The organism is Rhodococcus sp. T9N, assembly GCF_024436645.1.
In the GTDB taxonomy this organism is placed as follows: Bacteria; Actinomycetota; Actinomycetes; order Mycobacteriales; family Mycobacteriaceae; genus Rhodococcus_F; species Rhodococcus_F qingshengii.
The window spans coordinates 13,734-31,742 of sequence record NZ_JAMSKS010000035.1 but is presented as its reverse complement, the minus strand read 5'-3'; the positions used below and the strand labels follow the sequence as shown (position 1 = coordinate 31,742).

Below are 18,009 nucleotides of genomic sequence, written 5' to 3'. Positions count from 1 at the left end.
CTGAACGGTAACTAACCGACATCAAGGTCGGATCCACCGTTAATCGGACACTCCCGATCGCCGCGCAATGGGATACCGAACGCAATGAGCGCCGCGCCTCAGAGTTCAATGTAAACAGTCAGTTTCGAGCGTGGTGGCTGTGCGCGCGCAACCACTCTTTCCAACGCAAGATCGCGACCCGAACCAGCAGGGGTGGAACCGGGTGCCCATTCTGTGCGGGATCACGGGCGGTACCCGGTGAAACAGATTTAGCGACGAAAAATCCGGACATTGCGGCTCAGTGGCATCCCAACAAGAACTCGAACGAACCGTCTGAAGTCTCGGCCTTCTCATCGAAGAAGGCGTGGTGGATGTGCACGAAGGGCCACGAGTGGGAAGCTGCCATCTCAAACCGCACGTCCGGAGGGACACGGTGCCCGTTCTGCAGCGGACGCCGACTCATCCCCGGTGTCAATGACCTCGCGACAGTTACCCCTGAGCTCGTTGCGCAATGGGATTCCAGTCGCAATTCACTCGGGCCCGAAGAGGTCACGCGCAGCAGCCACAAGAAAGTGTGGTGGCTGTGCGAGCGATCGCATTCCTGGGAAGCAGCTATCTCCAGCAGATCAGGAGGGACTGGGTGCCCTGTATGCACCAACAAAGTCATTCAGGTAGGGATCAACGACCTAGCCTCTCAAGACCCCCTCCTCGCAGCCCAGTGGCACCCAACCCTCAACGACACCGCCCCCACCAAAGTAGGAACAGGTAGCAACAAGGTCGCCTGGTGGCGGTGCAAACTCGGACACGAGTGGAAGGCAACGGTCGAGCGACGCAGCAGGGGATCTAAGTGCCCCGTTTGTGGCGGATGGCAAGTGCTCGCCGGCTTCAACGACCTAGCCGCACGAAGCCCGCTGATCGCGTCCCAATGGCACCCTACGAAAAACACCACAACCCCCTCGCAAGTCGGCAACGGGACCCCGCAGCAAGCCTGGTGGCAGTGCGAAATCGGACACGAATGGCGCGCGGCCGTCAACAGTCGGACAAAGAAGGGCACAGGTTGCCCCTTCTGCGCAGGAAAAGCCGTACTCCCTGGCTACAACGACCTCCAAACAACACGGCCCGACCTCGCACGAGAATGGCATTCCACCCGAAACTCTCTCACCCCAACCGACTTCACATCCGGCAGCAACAAAAAGGTTTGGTGGGCCTGCAGTTCCGGCCATGAATGGCAATCAACAATCATCAATCGCAGCAGCGGCGGCTACGGATGCCCCATCTGCACTAACCGAACAGTGCTCACTGGATACAACGACCTCGCAACAGTGATGCCACAGCTTTCCAGCCAGTGGCATCCAACCCGAAACACCGTAAAACCGACAGAAGTAACGATCGGAAGCAAAAAGAAGATCTGGTGGCAATGCAACGAAGGCCACGAATGGCAAGCCCCCGTGGAGTCACGATCGAGCGGTCAAGACTGCCCGTACTGCTCGAATCGTCGAGTACTTCAGGGATTCAACGACCTCGCAACCACCCACCCACACCTGATTCCCGAATGGCACCCCGACAACACCCGATCACCAGAGTCCGTAACATTCGGAAGCGACCACGAAGCCTTATGGATATGCACCGCCCACCAACATCAGTGGAAAGCAGTTGTTCAGTGGCGTAGCTCGGGGAGCTCATGCCCGATCTGCTCCGGCTACAAAGTTCTTGCCGGTTTCAACGACCTCACAACAACACGACCGGTTCTCGCAGCGGAATGGCACCCCACCCGAAACACCGCTCCCCCAACGGAATATTCAGCAGGAAGCGGAACGAAAGCGTGGTGGACATGCGACAAGAACCACGCATGGAAAGCGACAATCTCCAACCGCGCTTACGGAGGAGCTGGATGCCCCCGATGCAACGCAGGAACCTCCCGACGCGAACGCGAGGTCTGCACACAGATCGCCGCACTACTTAAGGTCTACGACTACGACGGACCACGTCGCGTGGAAGACTGCCCGATACCCATCGACTTTGTCGCAACCGAACTGGGCATCGTCATCGAGTACGACGGCTGGTACTGGCACAAAGTAAAGTTCGTCAGCGACACGAGAAAATGCCGCCTGCTCGAAGATCTGGGCTGGACCGTTGTGCGAATCCGCGAACGCGGTTCCCGACAGGAAAGGCTTCCGCTGCTTGATGTCCCATTCATCGAGTGTGGACCCAACGAGCCTGCTCACGTCGTCGCCGAACGGATCTGCGTCCTGCTCCGATCCCTCATTCCGACTGCTTTCAAGGAAATCGACGACGCGCACAGCGCGTTGTCCGACAAGTAATTCCCCTGCGGCGGTGCTTCTTCCGCACAAAAGGAAGCTCCCTGAACGAACCCATCGGGTTTGTTCAGGGAGCTTTGAAGCCTTGCTCGCGGAGACTCAGTTCGAACCTGTCACTTTGTGACCAACACCTGCATTTCTCCGACCCGAACCTCAGTGGTAGCGGTCGGAGTGATCGGAATAGTTCCGCCGAAGCTCGCCGTAGGGGTAATCGCCGACCACGACACTACCCAAATCGAGCTGACCGACGGGCGGAAAACCCCACCGGGCTGTCCCTGAGACGACTTGCCTAAGAAGTGATTACAGGTCGGACTCGGCAGATCCATCGCCACATCGGTATACGGAATTGAATTGACCGGGCACACCGGCGGGATAGTCGGTAACCCATCTCCGTAATTGACTGCAAGTCCTGTGTTCACCGCATTCAGGTTGACGGTGACAACTCCTGTAGTAACCGTACGGTTAATTGGCCCGGTTGTCCGCTCGGAAGGGTTGTTCACCCACAACCAGCTATTGAAACCGACCAAACCGACTTTTTCTCCGGTGTTTGTTGGCTCGGGCGTGATTCCGATGTCGATCGGCTCAACCTGCAATGCTGAGACCGCAGATGAAACAATGTTCATCACCTCCGCTAGGGATACCGGGGTGGGCGGGACATCAATTCCTGGTGCAGCAGGCGCTGGGGCACAGTTGTTTCGGAGGTTGCTGCAACTGTTGCGTTGCAGAACCGGAGGGCCGCTATTTGCGGGAGCGGCACCGCCGCCACTCGCTCCTGCACCACCGCCGCCCGCTCCGCTACCGCCGCCGGCAGCTCCTGCTCCACCCGCTCCGCCACCACCTGTTTGCATCCCCGGGGCCGCGCCTGAAGCACCTCCTCCGGAGGGGACGGAAATGTAGCCGCCACCTGCGGTGACCGTATTGCCTCCGACTGCACCACCGCCCCACGAATCACCTGGAGCCGCGTAGGCCGATGACTGAGTTACGAGCATCATGCTCATGCAAACAACGCTACTGAACATCGCCGCTGAGGAGCGACGGAAAGCTCTTGACATGCTCAACTGAACACCTCCTAATTCGGCTGAAAGTTCTGGATTCGTGGAGTGTTTGGTGAAGTTATGGCGAGTCACAGGATGTACCTGGCTTCGTTGGTTGGCTTGCAATTCGCCAGCCACTCGCGTCTGGCCATGCTGAGTTTCTGACAGTAAACTTCGCGAGCTCCGGAGCGCGATTCGGACTTAGCGCGCTCGTTCCGTCAGGCAAAGTCGAACTCAGTGCGGAGATATCTACGCATGTCCGCATCTCCACGAAAGCCTCGCCAGCAATGGGGTTCCCATCTGCGTCCTTTGGTGCTTCCTGCTTCGTCACCGAAGTATCTAGGACTGTGATCGCACCCGAACCGACGACTCCCTTCGATCGCTGTGTCGTGATGTCCCCCTTGATCCCCGACAACACCGGGTCGACCGCGACACCATCCAATTTATTGATATCAACCGCTGGATCATTTTGGATGCTTGCGAGAACTGCGTAAAACTCGTTGATCTTCGCGGTTGCGGCTTCTGTTGCCTGTTGTTCTGGTGACTTGAGCGATCCCTCCGGACCCGTCAGGACCGGCTTTTGTGTTGACGTAGGAGCGGGATCGTAAGTGTCGCCGTCCGTTCCGCATGCGGCAACAATGGCCGAGGCTGTGACGAGTCCAAACGACAAAGCTGCCGTCTTGCGGAAGATGTTGTGTGTCATGGTTCCCCCTTCGGGGCTGCCGGTTCGGGAGCCCTATCGGTGTTGTTCGGAGCGTATCGGCTGGACGTCACACTTTCGCATGTCCAGTTGTTGGGCTCTCTGGGTCTGTTGGTTCGCATCAGGATGCTCTCTGGGTGATTCGGTAGGGGCGCTCACCGGTTGTGTCGTGGAAGTCGTCGAGTATTTGGAGTAGTTCAGCTGTCTGCTCGTTGGGGTCGACGTCGAGTTCTGCGAGTCTGGTGAGCAGTGTGTCGATGAGGCCTTGTGTGGCTGTGATGTCGTCGCTGCCGTGGGTTGCGATGATCGCGAGTCGCCAGAGCCCTTCGTGGTATTCGTCGACCTCGAGACCTTTTTGAGCGAGTTCAAGGGCGGTGCGCGTGTCGCCTTCTTGTAGGTGCCGTGCTGAGAGTTCTTCGATGGCGTCGGTGAGTTCGGAGATCATGTTCTGGCGTAGTTCTTCTGCCCAGCCGTATCGTGCGGGCGCTTTTTTCGTGGTGAATGGTGCGCCTTCCACGAGGGCGACGGCTGTGGTCAGTTCGTTGTGGTCGGCGGTGGCGGGGTGTCCTCCGATGAGGTTGTTCCAGATGTCCCAGTCAGTGTGGACGGTGTCGTCGAGGCGGTATGGGGTGTTGCCGGTGTTGTCGAAGACCTTGGGGAATGCGAGGTCTCCGGTGGCGGTTTCGCCGAGGAAGTTGCGGAGTCTGGTGAAGGCGGTGTTTCGGCGGGCGGTGCGTTTTGTGGTTTGTTCGGAGAAGCTGAGGTCTGCGTATGTCTGCTTGGGCCAGATCTTTTCGTCGACTTGGGGTCCGCGGATTCCGGGGTGTGGGTGGGTGGCGATGAGGGCTGCGAGTTCGGTGAGGTGAGGTCGTCGGCCGACGTCGGATCCTTCGTTGAGTGCTGTCACGCGTGGGGTCCCGAGGACGTGGATCCAGATGTGTTCGTCGACGGAGAGTGCGTTTTCTGGTGTCGGCGCGATTGCCATCGCGAAGGGTGGCGTGTTTTCTGCGGTGTCTGGTGTGTTGTTGATCGATGATTCGTCGGCGGGGTCGAGGTAGGTGAGGGTTTCGGTGTCGGCTTCGTCGTCGAATTCGGTTGTTGCGGTGTCGAAGTTCGGTTCTGTTGCGAGGATGTGGACAGTCGGTGCCTGGTGGGGTAGGAGGTCGTCGACCGATGTTGCTTCTGCGATGCGGTCGTCGAAGGCTTCCGCTGTCCATGGGTCGTTCTGGGAAGCTGCGTCGGCGATGGGGTCGGCGTCTGCTGTTTCGAGGACGTCGATGATTGCGTCGAATTCTGCTTCGGAGATGCGTGCGGGCGTGAGGTCAAACGCAGGTCTGCCAGGGCGGCGCAGTGTGGCTGACCCGTCGACTCCGGTGGTCAGTGTCCAGTCTGCTGTGGGGTCGTCTGCAGCGGTGACCGCGGCGAACGCGACTCGTGGTGCGTTGGCGAGGATGTTGTCGAAGATTTCGCGTTGTGCGGGTGTCAGGGGCTCGGACAGCAGGATGATTTCGGGATTGGTGATGGCGCTGTCGGTGTATTCGATTCGGGCTTGAGCGATGTCGTCGATTCCGTTGTCCGAGAGAGCTTGTGCGTCGGATCGTGTGTGACGAGCAAGTCGTTCGAGGACTGCGTCGGGGGTTGGAGCGTATTCGATTAGTGCTGAACCGTCGGTATTCGGGCGTGCGAGGGCTTCGCCCGTGCCAACAAGGGTGAGTTTGAGGTTGTCTCCGAGCGGTGAGAAAGCGAGGAACACTGCGAGCGCTCGGACGATGTCGCGTGCCTCGGCGGTGGGGGCCGCGATTCCGAGATGGGAAAGCTGTTCGAGGTTCAGGAGTAGTCGGGATCCGCTCTCAATCTCGCCGATTTCCACAAGCGCCGGGTAGGGGCTGACGGTGGTCAGCGGGGGGTCGAGTTCGTCATCCGCGGTGATGGTCCACGCTGACGTCTCGCGGTCGCGTTGCCATGGAGCGGGTAGTTCGATGTCGTCGAGAAGCGCGAGTTCGATGCTGCGGTCGTGAAGGAAGACGCCGAGAAGTGCGGGTAGCGGGATGGAGTTGGTACGGCAGATGTCAGCGACGTCGCGGAGTGCGTTGTCGAGGAGGTCGAGGAGGGAAGGGTCCGCGATCTCACGAATCTGCTGCTCGACAAGTGCTGTCGACTCCTTGGGCATTGGAATGCGTTCACCACGGCGCCTGCGATTCTGCTGGCGTCGACGGAAGAGCCCAACGCCGGCGAGAAGAGCGATGCCGGCGAGTGCGGACAGTCCCATGACGGTTTTGCTGTCCTGGGCGTCGTCGGTCGAGGTGAGGGCTGTGGTTGCTGCCGCGTTTTCCGGCAGTTGTGCGGCGGTGGTATTCAGAGGGACGAGCGTTTCAGGGGCTTGGGTGTCTGCGGGTGTGGCCTGTTGTGCGCCGGTCTCTGGTGTTGGTTCTGGCGTGAGTTCTGGTGCGATTTCCGGTGTGTTGAACTGCTCGGATTGAGAAATGGTTGAGTCGGGGGCACCAGGAGCGGTGGGGGCCGAGGCGGGGGCTGAGTTCTCGTCGATGGCCGGTGCTGGCGCTGGGGCGGCAGCAGGAGCCTCGCTGGGGGCGGGTACGTCAACAGATACCGGCGGAGCAGGTTGGGGGGCGGGCTCTGTCGCCGGCGCTTCAGCCACCGAAGGCTCCGCCGCCTCTGCAGCGGGAGCACCGGGGATCTCGATACCGAAGATCCGCGCGGCAGCTTCCTCCGCAGCGCGCGCTTCAGCCTGAGCCATCTCATCGCCACCGGGCACCAGCTCCTGCAACTCCGGAACATCCGGAACCACCAACGGCGACTGCTCCCCCGCTACCTCGGACGGAGCAGACGAAACGGGCACCTCCGGAGTTTCCGGAGCTGCCGCAGTCGGAGCCTCCGGAGCCGCGGCAGCAGGAGCCTCGCTGGGGGCGGGTACGTCAACAGATACCGGCGGAGCAGGTTGGGGGGCGGGCTCTGTCGCCGGCGCTTCAGCCACCGAAGGCTCCGCCGCCTCTGCAGCGGGAGCACCGGGGATCTCGATACCGAAGATCCGCGCGGCAGCTTCCTCCGCAGCGCGCGCTTCAGCCTGAGCCATCTCATCGCCACCGGGCACCAGCTCCTGCAACTCCGGAACATCCGGAACCACCAACGGCGACTGCTCCCCCGCTACCTCGGACGGAGCAGACGAAACGGGCACCTCCGGAGTTTCCGGAGCTGCCGCAGTCGGAGCCTCCGGAGCCGCGGCAGTGGGAGACACCGCGACGTCCGGCACCAACTCGGGTGCTGGTTGTGGTGCGGGCTCAGGGACAAGTTCGGGTGCAATCTCTGGAGCGGGTGCGGACGATTCCGCCGGTGGCGTCTCTGCAGCAGAGTTTGGCGATGGTGCGGGTGGAGCTACTTCTGCGCCGGTGGCGGCGGGCGTCAGAAAGAGCTGTTGGCCGATTTGGATCACGTCGGTGGTCAGTGGTCCGGTGGCGCCGTGAATTTGGGGGTAGCGGGAGCCGTCACCCAGATACGTTTCGGCGAGGTCCCACAGTGTGTCCCCTGCCTTGACCGTGTAGGCGCCGTCGAGTTGCTTCTCGGGGGTGGCGGGCAATGTCAGTGTGATGCCTGCGTCGATCCAGGCTTCGTCTGGGATTGCGTTCTGGTTGAGTGACTGTATTTCCGGATAGCGTGTTCCGTCTCCGAGATGACGCTCGGCGAGGCCCCATAGTGTGTCGCCGGATTCAGTGACGATGGTTGTCCCGGCTGGTGTCTGCGCTGGGGTTTTCGTCCAGGAAGGGGCGCTCTGTTGCGGGGACTGGGTTTGAGCGTCGTTGAAGAACGCGGGTGCGCTGATCGAGGTCGGTGAAGCGTGGTTGGGGCCAAGGATGTCGGCCGCGGGGGTGGCTGTTGCTGTGCCAGCGGTGATCAGTAGGAGTGCGCCACTGACGAGTATCGCTGCCGAGTGCTGTTGGAATTGAAGTCCTTTGATGCGTCTGACTTTGACACCGCGAAGCGCTGCAGCGAGTTCGATGATGATCGAGTAGGCGAAGGTGGCCCAGGCGATCCAACCGATGATTGTCAGTGCAGAGAGGAAGAGCGTTCCGTCGTCTTGGGTGGTGAGTGCTTCTTTGATTGCGTCGAAGGTCAGGCTGGTAACGCCGGCGAGGGGGTTTCCGGCGAATGTGTAGAGCGCGAACGGGATTCCGGCAGTGAGCGCGAGGAGGGTGATGAGGTAGAGCAGGCCTTTGAGGCGGGCTGCGGCGACATTCACGTCGGGGTCCTCTCGCTCGTACGGAAAATAATTGAAGAAGTTGCGCCTTCGAGGCTCTGATGAGCGGTGTTGTGGGTCCGGATCCCGAGTTCGCTCATGGGGCGCCGATCGCTCCGGCGCCCGTGTTGGTGCGGTTGAGGTTCACGTGCGCTGTTCCGACGACCGTTTGTTCGCCTATACCTATGAGCCCGAGGACTTTCGGCGTGTAGTGAGCTGTTGTGGTGATCAGGAGGGTGTTGGGCCCGGTTGGGACGACTACACCCTTGATGTCGGTTGCGGCCAAGTACTTTTGCGCTTCGATCATGGCAGTTGCAGGGTTGACGACCACAGCCGTACCGCGGGCGGCGAGGGGGGTGATGACAGCTTGGCCAGCAGCGCGTGCGGCTTCTTCTGCTACCAGCTGGGCTTGTTGTTTGGCATGGAGTTTTCCACCTCCGTCTACGACGAGGCCGAGGCAAAGCAGCAGCCCGAAGGCAATAATCACTGTCCAGAGCACGATCGATCCTCGATCGTCTTCCGGCTTGCGGAGCTTCGCGATGAGGTTGTTCATCGGACTCTCTCTCGGTAGGTGTCAATCGGCGAGGAGCTTGTGTGCTGGATGGTGCGTACTCCACTGATCCCGAAGAGACCGAGGGAGTCGAGAGAGACGTCGCACGTCACGGTGGTTCGCACTGTCGCTGTCACGCCGGGGCGGGTACGAAATCCGCTGGTGTCTGTGCTGATCGAGAGGTTGACGCAGTCGAGTCCCTTCGCCGCGAGATCTGAGGTCGCCGCTTCCTTCGCACTGGTAGAAGCTTGAGAGATGGTCCTGGCGAGGGAAGCTGATCGAGATGCTTCGGCTGCGGCGTGTTCCACTTTTTGGTGGGCCATGGTGACCATCCCGCCAACGATGATGACCGCGATCAGCAGCAGGACTACGGGCGTCATGATGACGAGCTCGAGGGTTTCGGCGCCGCGGTCGTTGGCGTGTATTCGTCTGCGCAGGTTGGTCAGTGCGCTCAATACGGTATGGGTCGGTAGAGGAAGAGGATGTCGGGGTCGAATCCGGTCGTTACCCCAAGGACTAGGAGAAAGAGCGCGAGGGCCGCGGCCGTGAGGAGCCGGCTTCTGCGTGTTCTCGTCATAGGTTTCTCCGCTCGTCGGAAATGTCGTGTTCATGGGATCAACGGGCTTCCGAATTGCAAAATGATCGTTGGGTCTTGGATGAAGAAGTAGAAGGCAGCCGTGCCGGCTATGGCAAACAGGACCACAACGGTTGCTTCTATAAGGTTCAGGTGACTTCGGTCGTCGGTCGTCTTTCCGTTCCCGGATCGCTCTGAGTCCGTCATTGCGGTGACCTCTCCTCCACGGGGCCTGATGGATCCCGTTGCCCGGTCTGTTTCCGGACGGTGGCCGCTCACCAGGGGTCTCCCGGGTTGGTAACGCGTTCGACCGGAGCGCTCTGATCGATGTTGACGGTCAGGTTCAGGAATGGGATGAGTGAAATCGGCTGTCCGACAATTCGGATGGTGGCCTCGCGCTGGTTGCGTGTCACGGAGACGGCAGGACCACGAAGTACCGTCGCTCCTGTCTGCGTGATGAATCCGTACGCGGCCGCTGTGCCGGCCGCCGATGTGCCGAACTGGGATCGCGCTTGGCGAAGACCTTCCTCACCAGCTTTCATCGCGACGTTGCGCGCATGAAAATAGAGGGCTCCTTGGACGGCACCGAAGAACAGGAGGAGCACGACCGGCCAGATGATGACAGTTTCAAGAACGCCACCACGGTCGCTGCTGAGCTGAGATCGCAAGCGCGCGAGTGGTGTTGCCGTGGATGGCTGCATAGTTCCCTCCTTCTGTGGTGCGTTGTCAGACGATGGTCGCGAGGTATTTCTGCACCGTCGGGCCGAGTTGTATCAAGACGAATAGGGCAAAGAGACATACTGCGGCGGAGACGATCCAGAAGCGAAGGATGTTGCCTCCGTCGTTGTGCCGGTGGCGGTTAGTGAGAGTCATCGCAGCGCGCCCTTCTATATCGCCTGATCAGGAGATTCGAGTTTCGTTGTCAAGGGGTGGATCGTCATGTCAGGAGGCTGTCGACGATCCACCCCTGTACGCCTCGTTTACTGAATTTGGTTGAGGTAGCGCATGACAACGGGACCGATGTAAGCGATTGCCGCGATTGCGAGGGCCGCGACGCCAGCCCAGATGATGACCTGTTCGAGCGTTCCACCACGATCCGAACGTCGTTTGGCGGTTCCACCTGCTCGATCGAGGAAGCCTGTGATCATCGCGATGCCGGCAAGTGTTGTGACGGTGGTTGCGCGCTGAGCACGGTGGGCGAAATTGGTGATCATTTTTGGTCCTCCTGTTTGTTTTTGCCCTCTACTGGAGAAGAGGTGCGGTTCGTGTGCCGCTGTGACCGTCCGAGTAAAACTTTTTTCAGAAGGACAGAAACTTGGCGTTTGCAGGTTATCTCGGGGGTGATGGCAGGTACTGCTCGTAGAGTGGGTATGTGCTGGTGGAGCGTTTGCGTTCTGGTCGCGGTTACGGCCTTCAGTAGGTAATTGAAGATTTGCCATGGCTATGAACCGAGAACAATGTTGGACAGAGCAGGGATAAATAGCATTGCCATGAAAATGATTCCGAGGACGGCAAGCGGTGCTTGGATCTTCTCCGTTGCCGATCCGGCCTTGCCGAGTTCATCGGAGAGTTGAGCGTTGCGAAGCGCAGATGCTCGGGCGCTGAGTGTGACTGCGACTGACGCTCCCTGTTCGCCTGTCAGAGTCATGATGTCCGCAAGGTCGGCGAGGTCGGGCAATTCGAGTTCCCCGGAAATGCGGGTGAGGGTATCCCACGGAGCCTGACCAGAACGTTGAGCCCGCATGAGCTCTTCGTCGAGCCGTCGGAAGACCCAGGAATCTCCAACGGCAGCTGCACGTTCGAGGCTCTGCACAGCACCGACGCCTCCTGTGCGGTTGAGTGCCACGAACTCGATGTAGGCGCCGAGAGAGCGGCTGAACTCCTCGCGGGCGGCGGATGCCTTTTTGCGGACATCGATATCGGGGGTGATGAAGAGAACTCCGGCGACGGCGATCGAAAGGATTGTCGGAATTCCCCAGGGAAGCCCGTGTCCGAGGGCTGTGAGCATCAGGTTCAGTGCAGGGAAGAACAACAATCCGACGAGCGCAGAGAGGACCTTGTCGCCGAGGAAGTACGGAATCCCGATCTTGAGTATCGCCAGATCCGATCGCGGGATTCTGAGGATCGTGGAGTCTGTGGTGTACGGCAAAAGTCGCGTTCCGACCTTCCCACGGATGGAGTCGTCGTCGAAGGCTTCGTCGGGGGCCTCGTTCGATCGGTGCGCGCCAAGGTTGTCGAGGACATCGGAGAGCGACGCCTGCGCCGGGGCGAATCGGAGAAAAAGGCAGATCAGTCCGACGCAAAGAACGATCGCCAGCAGGGCCGCTTGAATTTGGAACGTCATGACAGGACTCCTTCGATGAAGCTCTCACTTTTCGCGCTCGAGTTCTGCCGGGTTGTTCCGAGGAATCTCGACAGTTTCGGCGGTTGGATGAGCTTCTTCATCCACAACAGGCACGCGATGAAACCTGCGATTTGAACGAGGAAAATGAGCTGTCCCGCAGGAGTTTTGTAGAAAGTCATGTAGTCGGTGAAAAGGAACAGGCCGACGGTGAATCCGATGGTGATGATGGTGACCCACCGAGCAGTAGTCCGACTGCCTTTTCGTGCTGCTTCGACGGCTCGTCTGTTCCGGACATCTTCGGCCACCGACCTCGAGAGTCGATCGAGCACTGCCGTCAGACCGGATCCTCGGATGGCGGCGCTTTGAATGAGTGATCCGACGATCAGGTCTCCTGTGGCGTCGTCCAGATCGTCAGCGAAACCGCGAAGCGCGTCGATGATCGGGGTGTTGGTGCGTAGGCGTTGGATGAGTCGACTGATTTCGGTGGTGAGCGCTTCGGGCATCGCCTTGTGCGTCGCGATGATCGCCTGTTCTATTCCAGTTCCCACGGCCAGCACACCGCTCAGGTTGCGCACCCACTCTTCCATTGCATTCAGGCGCGCGATTTCCCCTTCGGCGGCTGGTTTCCCGAGTAGGAACGGCAGGCCCACGAAGATCACGGGTCCGAGCGGCAGCGCGATGAACCAACCACTGACCATCCAGGTCAAACCGCCGACGAGTACCCCGGCGACGAGCAGGATCTTGTTTCTCCTGCTGATCTTTATCGGGGATCGGCGATGTCGCTGTGGGGCGGTGGGGTCCCTCCTGTCTTTCCATCCGTTGTAGATGAGCGCGATTCCTCCGAGGAGGACCAGAACGAGAAGGATTGCGAGCAATGTGTACATCAGTACCCTTCCTCGAATCTGAGTGAGTGGCGCGGGATGCTCTGTTCAGGGAATCCGCCCTCGATGACTTTGCGGCGAAGTTTCGGCGGCAATGTCCCGTATTCGCCTGTGCCGCCAGGGATTCCTTCGTAGATTGTCGAGACCGCGGGCATTCCGTCCTCACCTGGCTCAATCCAGATGATTTCGCTGATGTAGCGGGTGTGCACGCGCTCGCCGGCGTCGTTGGTGGAATAGGCAGTGTCGAGCTGGACGATCAGGTTGATATGGGCAGCCACCTGGCGAATGGCGTAGCGCTCGGTCACACCGGCTTCGAGTGCGACGGTAACCAATCGGTTGATCGCACCCTTAGCATCGTCAGCGTGTGTGGTGGACAGCGAGCCTTTCGCCATCTGCATCGCTTTGAACATGGCGATGATCTCCTTGCCGGCGACCTCGCCGACGATGACTCGTTCGAGTTGCATGCGCACGAAGGCATAGAGGATGGCGGACAGGTCGGTGGCGCCCTTGAATTCGTTGGTCGTAGAGTCGCGTTCACCGCCACCTGTGATCACCTCGGCCGGCACGATGAAGTCTTCTCGTCCGGGCATCTCGTGGAGGAAGAGCTCTCGTTCGGTTTCGGCTGTGCCGATACGGGTTTCGAGCGGCAAGGCGTTCGCGAGCGCTCTGGTGAGGGTTGTCTTTCCGGAGCCCATGGGACCTGAAGTCACGATCGATGCACCGCCGATGACCATCGCTGCCAACAGGTTCGCGAGGAGGTCTGGCATCACTTTGTATCCGACGAGAGTGTCGAGAGTGATGTCCTTGAGGCGGTGCAGGCGGATCGCCACGTGTGGTTCGGGGACTGTCCACGCCATCGCGGAGAGGCGAATATTGCCTGGGAGGTTCAATCTCAAATGCGGGTTGTTGACGGCGAAGGTGCGTCCGCCGCCCTCAGATCGCTGTCCGAGGTTGATCAACCAGTCGATGAGTTCCTCGTCGGAATCGAAAATCTTTGGACGCTTCTGAAGCCGCCCATCCGGATACATGACCACGACCCTCGTGCCGGTCAGAAGGATATTTTCGATCGTCGGGTCGTCGACGAGGACTTGCAACGGACCCAGACCGAAGATCGTGTTGTAGACGTCTTGCGCGAGCTGCTTCTCAGCGCCGGCATCGATCGCCCCGGATCCGCTTTCGATTCCGAACGTGATGTGCCGCTTGACCTTGTCGGCGATGATCTCCCGACCCTTGTGTTGCTCTTCTTCCTGCGTATAGGGCAGGAGGGTATCGGCGGTCTCGTCTGACTCGACGTCGTGCTTGCGGGCAGCGACGACCTGACTGAGTTCCTGCGAGGCTTCGTCTACGAGCTTGCGTACGAGGCGTCGGTACGCAACCGCGCTACCTGCGGAGTCGATAGATTTGACGATCTCGCTAGCGGCAGGAGGCGGCGTCCATGCCGGCTCGGACATTGTTGCCGTGGGTACGGCATTGCCATGCCCTGCTGCGCTGAGGAGGCTGGCGGCCGCGCTGTTACTTCGATGCTGCGTGTGAAGCGCGCCAGTTGAGTCCAGATGGTGGGACTCACCGCTGTCCACGCCACGCACGTCCGACGCGCTTTGATGGTCGATAGCCAAGGCATCGGATTCGTCGACCTCGTTGAGGACTAGCCACAGCGGTATACGTGCAGGGTCCTGTTCGTTCCGATCGGTCATGAGGGATCTCCAATGGATGCGGGAGCAGGCTGACTGCCGGGAAGAGGCTGATGCCGGGAAGGATTCACCCATTCGGGACGGTGTTCTTCGATGTAGGCCTGCATCTTTGGCCACGCGCTTTCGAGGTTCCGGAGATAACGGGACTGGGTTCGCTGAAACTTTGTGAGCTCGTGCCCCTCCGAGAAGATTTTCGCGTGTTTGGGCGAATCAGGCAGAGTAAAGGCGACGTCGACGCCAAGCGCCTTGCCGATTTCCGAAGCGCTGTAGTACTTGTCTTCGATCACCACCAGCCCGATAGCAGCCGGCGACCGGACGGCGCGCAGCTGCGCACGCAGCTGATCGAGCACGCCTTTGAGTGATCCCAAAGCCGTTGGACTCGTACGAGTTACCACAAGAATCAGATCGGATTGTGTTATCAAATCGTGCGGTCCTGATCGATGCCCGAGACGTCCGCCATCGACAACTACTGTGGCGCCGCGCCTGTCGATTGCACGAAGGTGAGCACCGAGAGGTCCCCAGGTAGTTGCCATGGAATCAGCTTGAGACGCGGTACGTAGACCCGGTACGGCCCACACATTGGTTTCTGGGATGTTCAGCGACTGGGCACTGAACGATTCGCCAATCTTTCCATGGCGCGCAGGCTCCACGAGGTTGATCAGGGAGCGGGGTCCTCGGCGCATAGCTCCTTTGAAATATCCACTGTGGAGCGGTGATCCGCCGACGGGATCCGCTTCGACGTAAAGTACGCCGCTGTTTTCGCAGCTAAGAGCGAGCCCAAGAGCAGTCGTCGAGACACCGGGAGCCCCGGTTGCCGAGGCGAGTACGACGAACATCTGACTACTTCTCTCTGGTGTCGAGCACGATCGCGACACGTCGTGTCGCTGCGCGAGCTGATACCCATGACGCCTCGTCCGCCTGCACCAGCACGTCCACAGTGGTTTCCTGTGTCGCCTCGATGAGAGTGGTGGAAACAACCTGCGCTTTGCTGGTGATGGGGCCCTGGACTGGGGAGTCATCTTGGTCGCGGGGTGTGTCGACGATGCGCACCATGTCGCCGGCGCGGAGCGGCTCAGCGGGCAGTTTCGCGTAGCTGACGGTGACACCGACCAATGTCAGGCCTTTGGTGGGGATAACGGCAGAAGTGACCGCGTTGGGGTTAAGAACGGTTCCGCTCGGAATTGGCACGGCTGCAACCTGTCCGACCACGGTGGCTTTGTCTTCTACTGCGACGGAGGCGATTCCAGCATCGGCGTTGACTTGTTTGGTCGTGAGATCTTGTGAGGTGATCTGTTGCCCTTGTGCGATGTCCTGTGACACCACCAGCACATTCGTCACTTGACGCATTCCGTTAACCAGAGCTACAGCGCCGATGACGAACACGACTACCAGTGCGATCCCGGCCGCGAGGAATACCGGTCGGCGACGAACTTTGGTCCTCGAAGTCGCGGTGAAGTCGGAAGTCCGTCGAACAGTCGGGTTGTCCGGATCAACCTCTTCCCCGATGGCTTTGGACTTTGCTGTGGTGCGGATTTTTTCGAAAACCATGGGTTTCAGTCCTTTTCGTTCTCAAGCTGGAAGTGCGCTGTGAGTGCCGCAGTGATGAGTTGGCTTCTGGATCGAGCGGCAAAATCCTTCTTCAGCTCATCGAGCACTTCGAAGTCGGAAGCGCGAAGGGAGTAGGCAACAGGCGTCGTCGGAACTTTGGACGGCGATGTCGATCCCACTCCCCTGGCCTTGAAAAGTCGGCCACCCACTACACCCCCCGGGTGGATGAAGTCGTTGAGCCGGTCGTGGGTCGCTTCGATCGCTGCGATGATGAACTCGCCGTTGGTCAGACGACGTACGGTTCGTGCTTCTGCTAGCTGCGTCGCAATTGCAGTGGGCAGATGGACATTCGACGAAACGACAGGATCGACGAGATCGTCGTCCTCGGGCGCCGGATCAGTAGCGCTCGCTGGTGCTGCGAAATCTGCTTCGAGAGATTCGTGCCGGCGTCGCACCATAGAGACGCCCTGGGCGAGTGTCTGCTCAGTTGCCCGTGGAGCGCTCATCGCACTCCCCCTCGACTGATTCCCTGGGCGGGCAATGAAAGACGCTCAGGCTGCCCCTGAGGCGCGTGAACACATCCTGATCGCACAATCATCTTTATCCGCCTATCGCTTCGGCCGTGTGTCGCGCGGCTCCGACCTTGTGCCGCACGACTAGGTATAGCGGCGGGCAGTTACATCACGAACACGTCAGTCACCCACCGAACACAGGAAAATGGCGCAAAGCGGGTAAACCTTCGCAAGGACACTAATCTGACCTGCGGTTATCCGACAGTGATAATAAACCGCGCGGTTCGTAGCAGAACACAAACTGCTGGCAAGTCGGTGGTAGGACGGGGTTTTGTTACCTGTGTAATGTCCGTCACAACTACTGCGATTTGACCCTGCACGAACCCCTCTCGCCGAACTTTGAGCCCTCAATATCGCGACATAGACGCGACCCGGCTCCACGGAATGTTGTTGAAAGTTCTATAACCGCATACGAATTCACCCAGAAGGGACTTCGGTCCCTATTCGGTCGGCATCGGGTTCTCCTACAGCCGCAGTCAAGAAGGCGACTGCTCTCGTGCCAGCGAAACGACGACCCTGCCATTCACGCCCGCCTCTTGCCCCCACTCGGCCTCATGAGGCCCCATGAGGCCGCCGGGTGCCCCATATGCGTCTCATATCGCTGCAAACGGGAGGCTCGCCACAGAGCCACCAAGTGCCCACCATCTATTCACCAGATGCCCACTACTACTCGACCACATTGGCCTCATCTGAGCGACATCTCACTTTCACTCCCTCGCCGGTTGCCTTCTGCAATCCATCTTGTCGGCCACCGACAGTCGATTGACTGTGTGTCGACCGGTCACCCATAGCCGACTCCTCCCCACCCACACTCCTCGTGACAGAGGCCCATAATGCTGCGATCATTGACGGCATGCCCCTGCCGCTAGGTTCGACGCGCATGGAACCTGCGCACTGGATCGATGATCTGGCATGGCATCGGCAGGTATACAAGCAATCCAAGTTCCGCTGGGACGGCACCGAAGCCCTGCTGGTTGCGACCGAATTCACCGGAGGACGTCAAGACTTCCGAACGGTGGCCGATCTGCGTGAACTTGAGGTATATCGCCTCACCCTTTCCGAGTACACAACGACGTGTCAGCGGGCTCTCGGCCTTGCCCTCCAGGAGGCAAGAAACGGCTTGGGAACGAGCGATTGGGAAGGCATCGCCGCACTGCTAGATCTAAGCGCTGTGGACTGCTCCACCAGCTCGTACTTTGCACGTTGGGGCGACCCTCGTATTGCAGGCCAATTCAGTAATCCTCAAGTGCGCAGGATCCGGAAGATGTGTGCTGGATTCTTCTTCGCGAGCCCCCTACTTCTCGCGTGGGAACTATCCCAGCTGTGGAAGCTCTATCGAGCTGCTGAAGAGCTCCTTGAGGACACACTCGTCGACCTTGTCGTCGAGCTACAGCCGCACGTCCACACATCAGATCTGCTTCACGCGTTGCATACGACGACCGAGGTCGGACTCAGCAATCGGATCAACAGTCAGAGGCACGAGCGCGGTCCAGCCGGAGATCCGCGTCGCACACCACGCCAGCAGTTCTCCCCATTGAGCATCTAGGACAAAACTGCCTGTCAAACGGC

At 59.7% G+C, this 18,009-nt stretch carries 16 protein-coding genes and 1 pseudogene; 3 read left to right on the top strand and 14 right to left on the bottom strand.

Annotated elements, in window-relative coordinates:
- Positions 1-20: 20 nt before the first annotated feature.
- Both M1L53_RS34950 and M1L53_RS31810 read left to right on the top strand, forming a co-directional pair.
- Positions 21-1,823 (top strand): annotated as a pseudogene (locus tag M1L53_RS34950) (zinc-ribbon domain-containing protein); the annotation flags it as partial.
- 147 nt (positions 1,824-1,970) lie between these two features.
- A complete protein-coding gene (locus M1L53_RS31810; RefSeq protein WP_261949445.1) occupies positions 1,971-2,300 on the top strand; it encodes an endonuclease domain-containing protein in 330 nt (109 codons plus the stop codon).
- Between the two features lie 110 nt (positions 2,301-2,410).
- On the opposite strand, the gene M1L53_RS31805 is transcribed toward M1L53_RS31810, so the two are convergent.
- The 14 genes from M1L53_RS31805 to M1L53_RS31740 all read right to left on the bottom strand — a co-directional run bounded on the left by M1L53_RS31805 (position 2,411) and on the right by M1L53_RS31740 (position 16,374).
- Complete coding sequence (locus tag M1L53_RS31805) at positions 2,411-2,920, bottom strand: hypothetical protein (protein ID WP_230793574.1); 510 nt, start codon at positions 2,918-2,920, stop codon at positions 2,411-2,413.
- 490 nt (positions 2,921-3,410) lie between these two features.
- Positions 3,411-4,034 (bottom strand): hypothetical protein, encoded by a 624-nt coding sequence (locus M1L53_RS31800; protein ID WP_230793572.1) that lies wholly within the window; start codon positions 4,032-4,034, stop codon positions 3,411-3,413.
- 118 nt (positions 4,035-4,152) lie between these two features.
- A complete protein-coding gene (locus M1L53_RS31795; protein ID WP_261949444.1) occupies positions 4,153-8,283 on the bottom strand; it encodes a LysM peptidoglycan-binding domain-containing protein in 4,131 nt (1,376 codons plus the stop codon).
- Positions 8,284-8,377: 94 nt separating this feature from the next.
- Positions 8,378-8,833 (bottom strand): pilus assembly protein TadG-related protein, encoded by a 456-nt coding sequence (locus M1L53_RS31790; protein ID WP_011133365.1) that lies wholly within the window; start codon positions 8,831-8,833, stop codon positions 8,378-8,380.
- Complete coding sequence (locus tag M1L53_RS31785; protein ID WP_225989395.1) at positions 8,830-9,285, bottom strand: TadE/TadG family type IV pilus assembly protein; 456 nt, start codon at positions 9,283-9,285, stop codon at positions 8,830-8,832. Before M1L53_RS31785 ends, M1L53_RS31790 begins: the two co-directional genes overlap by 4 nt.
- Before the next feature lie 394 nt (positions 9,286-9,679).
- The gene (locus M1L53_RS31780) at positions 9,680-10,105 is read right to left on the bottom strand and encodes a TadE family protein (protein WP_046380341.1); all 426 of its coding nucleotides are present in this window, start codon (positions 10,103-10,105) and stop codon (positions 9,680-9,682) included.
- A gap of 25 nt (positions 10,106-10,130) precedes the next feature.
- On the bottom strand, positions 10,131-10,277 hold the full coding sequence (locus tag M1L53_RS31775; RefSeq protein ID WP_156525103.1) for a hypothetical protein: 147 nt from the start codon (positions 10,275-10,277) through the stop codon (positions 10,131-10,133).
- Positions 10,278-10,384: 107 nt separating this feature from the next.
- Positions 10,385-10,618, bottom strand: coding sequence for a hypothetical protein (locus tag M1L53_RS31770; protein WP_054186639.1), 234 nt, complete (start codon positions 10,616-10,618; stop codon positions 10,385-10,387).
- Between the two features lie 227 nt (positions 10,619-10,845).
- The gene (locus tag M1L53_RS31765; protein ID WP_230793569.1) at positions 10,846-11,748 is read right to left on the bottom strand and encodes a type II secretion system F family protein; all 903 of its coding nucleotides are present in this window, start codon (positions 11,746-11,748) and stop codon (positions 10,846-10,848) included.
- On the bottom strand, positions 11,745-12,632 hold the full coding sequence (locus M1L53_RS31760) for a type II secretion system F family protein (RefSeq protein WP_011133360.1): 888 nt from the start codon (positions 12,630-12,632) through the stop codon (positions 11,745-11,747). Before M1L53_RS31760 ends, M1L53_RS31765 begins: the two co-directional genes overlap by 4 nt.
- Positions 12,632-14,323, bottom strand: a complete 1,692-nt coding sequence (locus M1L53_RS31755) for a CpaF family protein (protein ID WP_219468990.1) — start codon at positions 14,321-14,323, stop codon at positions 12,632-12,634. Before M1L53_RS31755 ends, M1L53_RS31760 begins: the two co-directional genes overlap by 1 nt.
- Positions 14,320-14,670, bottom strand: a complete 351-nt coding sequence (locus M1L53_RS31750) for a hypothetical protein (RefSeq protein ID WP_144245828.1) — start codon at positions 14,668-14,670, stop codon at positions 14,320-14,322. Before M1L53_RS31750 ends, M1L53_RS31755 begins: the two co-directional genes overlap by 4 nt.
- A gap of 490 nt (positions 14,671-15,160) precedes the next feature.
- Entirely contained in the window at positions 15,161-15,868 is a 708-nt protein-coding gene (locus M1L53_RS31745) for an SAF domain-containing protein (protein ID WP_218680291.1), read from the bottom strand.
- Positions 15,869-15,873: 5 nt separating this feature from the next.
- Positions 15,874-16,374, bottom strand: a complete 501-nt coding sequence (locus M1L53_RS31740) for a hypothetical protein (RefSeq protein ID WP_135000656.1) — start codon at positions 16,372-16,374, stop codon at positions 15,874-15,876.
- Positions 16,375-17,293: 919 nt separating this feature from the next.
- Between M1L53_RS31740 and M1L53_RS31735 the strand changes: the two genes are divergently transcribed.
- Positions 17,294-17,986, top strand: coding sequence for a hypothetical protein (locus M1L53_RS31735; protein WP_218680289.1), 693 nt, complete (start codon positions 17,294-17,296; stop codon positions 17,984-17,986).
- The last annotated feature ends 23 nt before the right edge of the window (positions 17,987-18,009 follow it).